6 protein-coding genes and 1 tRNA gene are annotated in these 6,000 nt (G+C 54.7%); 6 read left to right on the top strand and 1 reads right to left on the bottom strand.

Annotated features, from left to right (window positions below):
• From FEAC_RS00985 to FEAC_RS00960, 6 genes are all read left to right on the top strand, one after another.
• On the top strand, nt 1–337 hold a 337-nt coding region (locus FEAC_RS00985; protein WP_052565091.1), incomplete at its 5' end, for a transposase.
• A 22-nt stretch (nt 338–359) separates the two neighbouring features.
• The gene (locus FEAC_RS00980; RefSeq protein ID WP_269078243.1) at nt 360–890 is read left to right on the top strand and encodes an EAL domain-containing protein; all 531 of its coding nucleotides are present in this window, start codon (nt 360–362) and stop codon (nt 888–890) included.
• A 77-nt stretch (nt 891–967) separates the two neighbouring features.
• Nucleotides 968–2,158 (top strand): acyl-CoA dehydrogenase family protein, encoded by a 1,191-nt coding sequence (locus FEAC_RS00975; protein ID WP_152623007.1) that lies wholly within the window; start codon nt 968–970, stop codon nt 2,156–2,158.
• Between the two features lie 254 nt (nt 2,159–2,412).
• A complete protein-coding gene (locus FEAC_RS00970; RefSeq protein WP_081901223.1) occupies nt 2,413–3,318 on the top strand; it encodes a cytochrome b N-terminal domain-containing protein in 906 nt (301 codons plus the stop codon).
• On the top strand, nt 3,315–4,316 hold the full coding sequence (locus FEAC_RS00965) for a hypothetical protein (protein ID WP_052565087.1): 1,002 nt from the start codon (nt 3,315–3,317) through the stop codon (nt 4,314–4,316). The genes FEAC_RS00970 and FEAC_RS00965 overlap by 4 nt, the downstream gene beginning before the upstream one ends.
• Nucleotides 4,317–4,446: 130 nt before the next feature.
• Nucleotides 4,447–4,519 (top strand) — tRNA-Glu (locus FEAC_RS00960).
• A 228-nt stretch (nt 4,520–4,747) separates the two neighbouring features.
• Here FEAC_RS00960 and FEAC_RS00955 read toward each other — a convergent pair.
• Nucleotides 4,748–5,974: an MFS transporter gene (locus FEAC_RS00955; RefSeq protein ID WP_035391163.1), complete on the bottom strand. Its 1,227-nt coding sequence runs from the start codon at nt 5,972–5,974 to the stop codon at nt 4,748–4,750.
• Nucleotides 5,975–6,000 lie beyond the last annotated feature (26 nt).

The raw sequence follows: 6,000 nt of genomic DNA, 5'->3' as shown, positions 1-6,000 counted from the left end.
GATGAAGGAGTCCTTACGGGCGATCTTTGCTGGTGACCTCGAGATCGACGAGGTGAATGAGATGCTCGATCACTGGTGCAAGCGAGCCTCACGCTCACGACTATCGAGTTTCATCCGACTCTCAAAGACCATCCGAACTCATCGAGACGGGATACTTGCCTCCATCAGACTTGGGGTATCCAATGGAAGGGTCGAGGGACTCAACACCAAAGTTCGCTCCATCATTGCCCGCTCGTATGGGTTTCACTCCGCCAAGGCTACCCTCGCACTGGTGATGCTAGCTTGTGGACCGATTGACTTGAAGTTACCCTATGAAAGGGCGAGTTTATCCACATGAATGTCAATAGAGCCAATTAAAGATCGATCGGTCTTTCATCTCTCGATTCGGTATGGATGTCAATTCATTTGCCGTAGTGAGCTCGCTCAGTTTTCTCGCCAGGATTGCAGGCATTCGTGTCGTTGCCGAGGGTGTAGAGACGACTGACGAGCTTTTTCGCTGGATTCACCTGGGGGGTCAGTTAGTCCAGGGTTATCTCTACTCGCGCCCGATCGATCTGGAGGCCTTCCTTGGCATCCTCGACCGAGGTGAGCTGCTACATCTTCCGAGTCGAGTTTTTGCAGTCGAGGACTTTCTATTGCTCAATGACGCGCTCATCGTCGGACACTTAGATCGCCTGGGTGACGGCTCTTCGCACGTGTGTCCTTTCTTTGACTGGTTTGAGATAAGGCAGGGCCGATGGAGTGAGTTGAGAAGCTTTGCAACTGCTGCTTCGATGCATACGCAACTCCATCACCTGATGGAGCATGGGAGTGACTACCACGCGCTGGCATCGCATTGGGTTGGACAAATTAGGGAACTTCGAAGTGACATCGCCTCACGCTTGCGCTAAGCAGACGCATGTAAGGCAGTGGGTCGTGCTCTGTGATACCACCAACTGTTTGCTAGGCTGAAGCCGAGGAGGGGCAGATGACGATCAGCGAACAAGAGATAAGGTCAGCCACGATAAGCCTTTTAGACGAGGTTGACTTCCAGGAGGTTGGAGGGATCTCCTTTCGCGGCGAGCAGTACGACCGGGGACTCGCGTTTGTGCATCACCCAACGGGCTTAGGTGGCCGTGGGGCGAGCCCAGCTCTTCAAGGTATTGTCGACGAGATACTGGCGGACGCGAACGTGCCGGCCGCCTTCGCTAGTAATCCGATTGGTGTGGGTATGGGTGCGCCAACGGTCATGACCTATGGATCGTTGGAGCTCCAGCGCCGTCTTTTGCGCCCGCTCTTCACGGGTGAAGAGATCTGGTGTCAACTGTTCTCTGAACCTGGTGCTGGATCGGACGTCGCTTCACTTGCAACGCGTGCAGTCAGGGACGGTGACGAGTGGATTGTGAGTGGGCAGAAGGTGTGGACCACCCTTGCTCATGTCGCTCGTTGGGGGATGTTGGTGGCGCGCAGCGATCCTGATGCGCCCAAGCACAGAGGGCTGACCTATTTCGTACTCGACATGCAAGCAGCAGGAGTCGAGGTGCGGCCTTTGCGTCAGATTACCGGCGAAGCCGAGTTCAACGAGGTTTACCTAACCGAGGTTCATATATCCGATAGCATGCGACTGGGTGAGGTTGGAAATGGGTGGTCGGTTGCCATCACTACGCTTATGAACGAACGTGCCTCGATTGGTGGATTGGTTCTCCCTCGTAGCGGCGGAGCCATTGCGGAAGCGCTGCACACCTTTGGCATGAGGGGTAGCCCAGTCGATTCACTCGATCAGCTCATGCAGCTTTGGTGCGGATCCGAGGCACTGAGACTCACCTCGCTACGAGCTGCCGCCCAGCGTCAACAGGGTAATCCGGGTCCTGAAGGTTCGGTGGTCAAGCTGGCGAACGCCGAACTCAACCAGAAGATCTATGAGTTCTGTGTCGACACCCAGCAGGAGGATTCATTGTTCTACCCCGACTATACAATGCGACGGCCAGAGTTTGCTGGTGTCCACGGTGACACGTCTCAGCGCACGGCGACGCAGGCGTTTCTGCGTTCCCGGGCCAACACCATCGAAGGAGGTACCTCCGAGGTGATGCGCAATATTCTTGGCGAACGAGTTCTAGGCCTGGCTGGCGAGCCCCGCTCCGACAAAGAACTTCCATGGTCGCAGATTCCGAAGGGGTGAGTATTATCACGCCAGTTTGATGGTGATTATCATTCGTTGGCATCTACGTGTTACCGCTCGATGGAGTCCGGCTTGTGCGCACTTCGTCCTCGCTCGTCGAGCGGTTATCGGGAGCGAACGCCTGTGTTTTGTGTGACCAAAGTCCCTAACGAAGCTCTTAAATGCTACATAGGATTGATGATAGAGCTTCCCGTGTTGGGTAACTCTGCTGTTGGGTAAGTCGTTCGCGCGTAGGCGCTAGGAAGGATACCGCTATGCACGGTCATCCGATTGTTGGGGCGATTGTCAACCTCAACCATCCTGATCATTACATTCATTGGGGTTTCATCTTGATTTCGGCGGCGAACTTTATCGTCATCGTTGTCTTGGTAGTGCTCTTTGTGCTCGCGATTAGCGTCCCGTTCCTGAAGGGCAAACCGATAAAGCGCAAAAGCTACCAACCGGCTCCTACGGACGCTGACGAAGAGGCTCCTGGGGGTTGGACTGGTCGCGGTCGACGCCTTGGTCTAAAGTACCTTCCCCCAGATAAATTACTACCAGATGGGCAACCTTCCTATGTGTCGTCGTGGGTATACGTCTTTGGCGTTTTAACCATCGGGGCTCTTATCGTCGCGATTTTGAGTGGTATGGTGCTTGCTCTTGAGGGACCGACGTGGTGGCACGTGAGCAATGTTGGCCTCTTTGTTAACTCATTACATCTGTGGTCGGTGGAGCTGTTTATGGGCTTTATGACCGTTCATCTCTGGGCAAAATTCTGGATGGCAGCATGGCGTGGAAAGCGATGGTTAACCTGGATGACTGGCGTGTTGGCGTTCCTGGTCTCGATAGTGGAGGCGTTCACGGGATACCTCTCACAGACCAATTTCGACTCCCAGTGGATTGCATTCGAGTCAAAGGATGCCTTCAACTCGGGCGGCATAGGCGCCTTCTTCAATGCGATGAACTTTGGCCAGGCCCTAATGTTGCATATTGTCGTGGTGCCTATCGTCTTGGTGCTAATTGTCGGGATTCATGTGCTTATGGTCCGTATTCGGGGGGTAGTCCCTCCGATTGGCGCAGAGGCCGCTCATCTCGGGGTCGACGGAGACAACTCGACTGCGGCTGTCACCCTGGACCAGGGGAACGGCACTAAGGGAAACGCGATGGAGGTGGGGCAGTGAGCCGGTGGAGCGAGAGCGAACGAAGGTACAGCAAGCCATGGCGCGGACCGCTGCGTCACTACGACATCCTTAAGGAGGCGACGATTGGTTTTGTGATAGTGCTCGTCTTGGTCTTCATCCTTGCAATCACATTCTCGTCACCAGATGTTCCTCCGATAACGGTTCAGGCCTGGGCAACGGCGCAGCCTGCGGGGTTCATTGATATTGCCCTAACAGAGTTGAATGGAACGAGCACAACCGCGACCTATGGACCGCCTTACAACACAGGAACCGGATCGCTGCAGTCGCTTGGTCCGGTGTCGCTTCAGAAGTTCTTTGGCGTCAAGTACCCGATCAACACTGCGAAGGACTTTGTGCTGAACCCACTATCTACCTTGCCTGGCTTTCCGACGCTGACGGCGGCAATTGCGACCTATGAACACGCATCGAAGGCAACCGAGGCTCGCTGGGTCAGCAACTATCAGACTCGTATGAACAGGCTGTCTCTCAGTAGCTCAGCTGTGATCGCACACATGCCCTCAGCGGGGCCCGTTCCTGAGTTGATGACCCACCTCCTAGCTATGGCGCAATCAGGTGCTCTCGACGCACAGCTCCTCACCCAGTCGAGTTTCTATACCACGAACTACACAAACCCGGTGATGTTCATTGGGGACTCGGTAGTTGCGCAACCCAAGAGCTATTGGAACCAAATTGTTAGCGCTGACCATCTAGAGGGCAACCAGTGGGGTGTGATGAATGAGACAGGATCCTGGCCGGGGCAGCCATGGATGTGGCTCTACACCATGTGGTATCAGGTCCCACCGATGTCAAACTCTGACAATGTAGACGTAGAGGTGCTGGCCATTATGACCGTGTTGAGTCTCGCCCTGCTCTTTGTTCCAGTAATCCCTGGTCTTCGTAGGATTCCAGAGAAAATCCCGCTATATCGTCTCATCTGGCGTCGATATTACCGCGATCCCGAGTTCACCAACGCGGATCTACCTACACAACGGCCGTAGTGTCATGACCCTAGTGTCATGAGCAGTACCGGGGACGATATATTGCGCGTCCTCGGTACTGGCGCTAGATGGTGATCAGAAGTGGCGACTTCGTGGTCTTGAGCCATTAGAGTGGATCGAGTCTCCTAGAGGCCCCATCGTCTAGAGGCCTAGGACACCACCCTCTCAAGGTGGAGACACGGGTTCGAATCCCGTTGGGGCTGCAAAGTATGACCTGCAGATGTGCAGGTCATAGCTCTTGTTAGCACTATTTGTCTATCATGGAAGTATGCCCTCATTGAGCAGCTGCGATCACTGCTCAAGCAGATGAGGTTGATGATCAAGGTGGATACTCTCGCTTCTTTCATCGGACGAAACCTTGAGTTGGAGTATGTCTGTCGACGAGCCAGGTAGGATTCATCACAACGTTTGGGAATATAAAGTTGCTACAGTCAGGAGTTATCTCTAGTGGCGGGTCGCTTGTGCGTCCCCCAGAGGACTATCAAGGCCGCAGCGAGGAAGGTTATTGCCATCAGGATAAAGGCATCTCTGAACCCACCGTCTGCGACCGTGATGCCGATGATGGCGATCCAGAGTGCACCAATCGATTGTGAGGCTGTAAAGAAGACGCCGAACCCAGCCCGGGACATACCAGGTGGTAGATAGTCGGAGAACACCGTCTGACGAAGTGATAGCTCTGAGTACGAGAAGATCCCGATGGCGATGCCGAAGAGGGAGAGGCTGAGTATATCCTTACCGGAGAAGACAAACAGCAACAGTGCAAGGGCACCCAAACCGTAATTCGTGATCAACACGCCACGATGACTTCGTCGATCAGCGAGCGAACCCATCAGAATTGGCCCAACAACGGCGCCAGCGTAAAGCAGAGTCAAAATCACAGTCAGGCTAATTGCCGAAAGATGAAGAGATGTATGCAGATACCCGGGGGTATACACCCCAACAATTCCAATCCCTTGTCCACCAGCGGCGACAGATCCAGCAACTAGCAGCGCGAAGACCGGTCGTTGGCGGATGAGTGCGCGAAGTCGACTCCAAAACCCGATGCCCTCCTGGTCGGCTGAGTCATTGGTCGAGGTTAGCCCACGCCAAGGAGACGGGAGCCACACCGCCACGGCCACGGTAGTGGTCACCAGTAGAGCTGAGAGCGTCCAGAACGCCGCCCTCCAACCATACGTTGCGATGATCGAGGGCATGAGTAGTGGAGCGAGAAGGGTTCCAATGTTGCCTGCCGTGACATGCCAGCTGAGTGTGGTGCCACGTGTTTTCGGGTATCTATTAGCTAGATAGGAGCCTCCAACGGGGTGTTGTGGCCAACCTGCACCAGATTGGATGAGTCGGCCGGCCATGAATATGTAGATGCCTGGAGCTAGGGCCGCAGCGACGGCACCGATGGTAGAGCCGATGTTTTGAATCGTGAACAGGAGACGCGCTGAAGTCTTCCTGACGACTAGCGCAAGTACCTGCAAGGCGCTACCTGCAATCGCTGCAATCGAGAGAAGTATGCCTACCATCGCGTAGTTCGTGTGGAAGCTTACGATAACGTAGGGAATCGCAATTCCTAGTGACGCTACGTATGCATGCTGTCCCGCGTGAGACCAACCGACCACGATCAGATCCCGCAGGCGACGCCTATCGTCCTGGTGGATTCGGGCGCTCATGGCTGCGTATCCTAGTGATCCGTAAA

The sequence above is a fragment of the Ferrimicrobium acidiphilum DSM 19497 genome (genome assembly GCF_000949255.1).
In the GTDB taxonomy this organism is placed as follows: domain Bacteria; phylum Actinomycetota; class Acidimicrobiia; order Acidimicrobiales; family Acidimicrobiaceae; genus Ferrimicrobium; species Ferrimicrobium acidiphilum.
The sequence above is the reverse complement of the archived record's forward strand: the minus strand, read 5'-3'. Positions and strand labels throughout refer to the sequence as shown.

What these genes read in the sequence shown, in the direction of transcription:
- FEAC_RS00955 (WP_035391163.1), bottom strand. Translation starts at nt 5,974, where the DNA reads ATGAGCGCCCGAATCCACCAGGACGATAGGCGTCGCCTGCGGGATCTG.
- FEAC_RS00975 (WP_152623007.1), top strand. Translation starts at nt 968, where the DNA reads ATGACGATCAGCGAACAAGAGATAAGGTCAGCCACGATAAGCCTTTTA.
- FEAC_RS00970 (WP_081901223.1), top strand. Translation starts at nt 2,413, where the DNA reads ATGCACGGTCATCCGATTGTTGGGGCGATTGTCAACCTCAACCATCCT.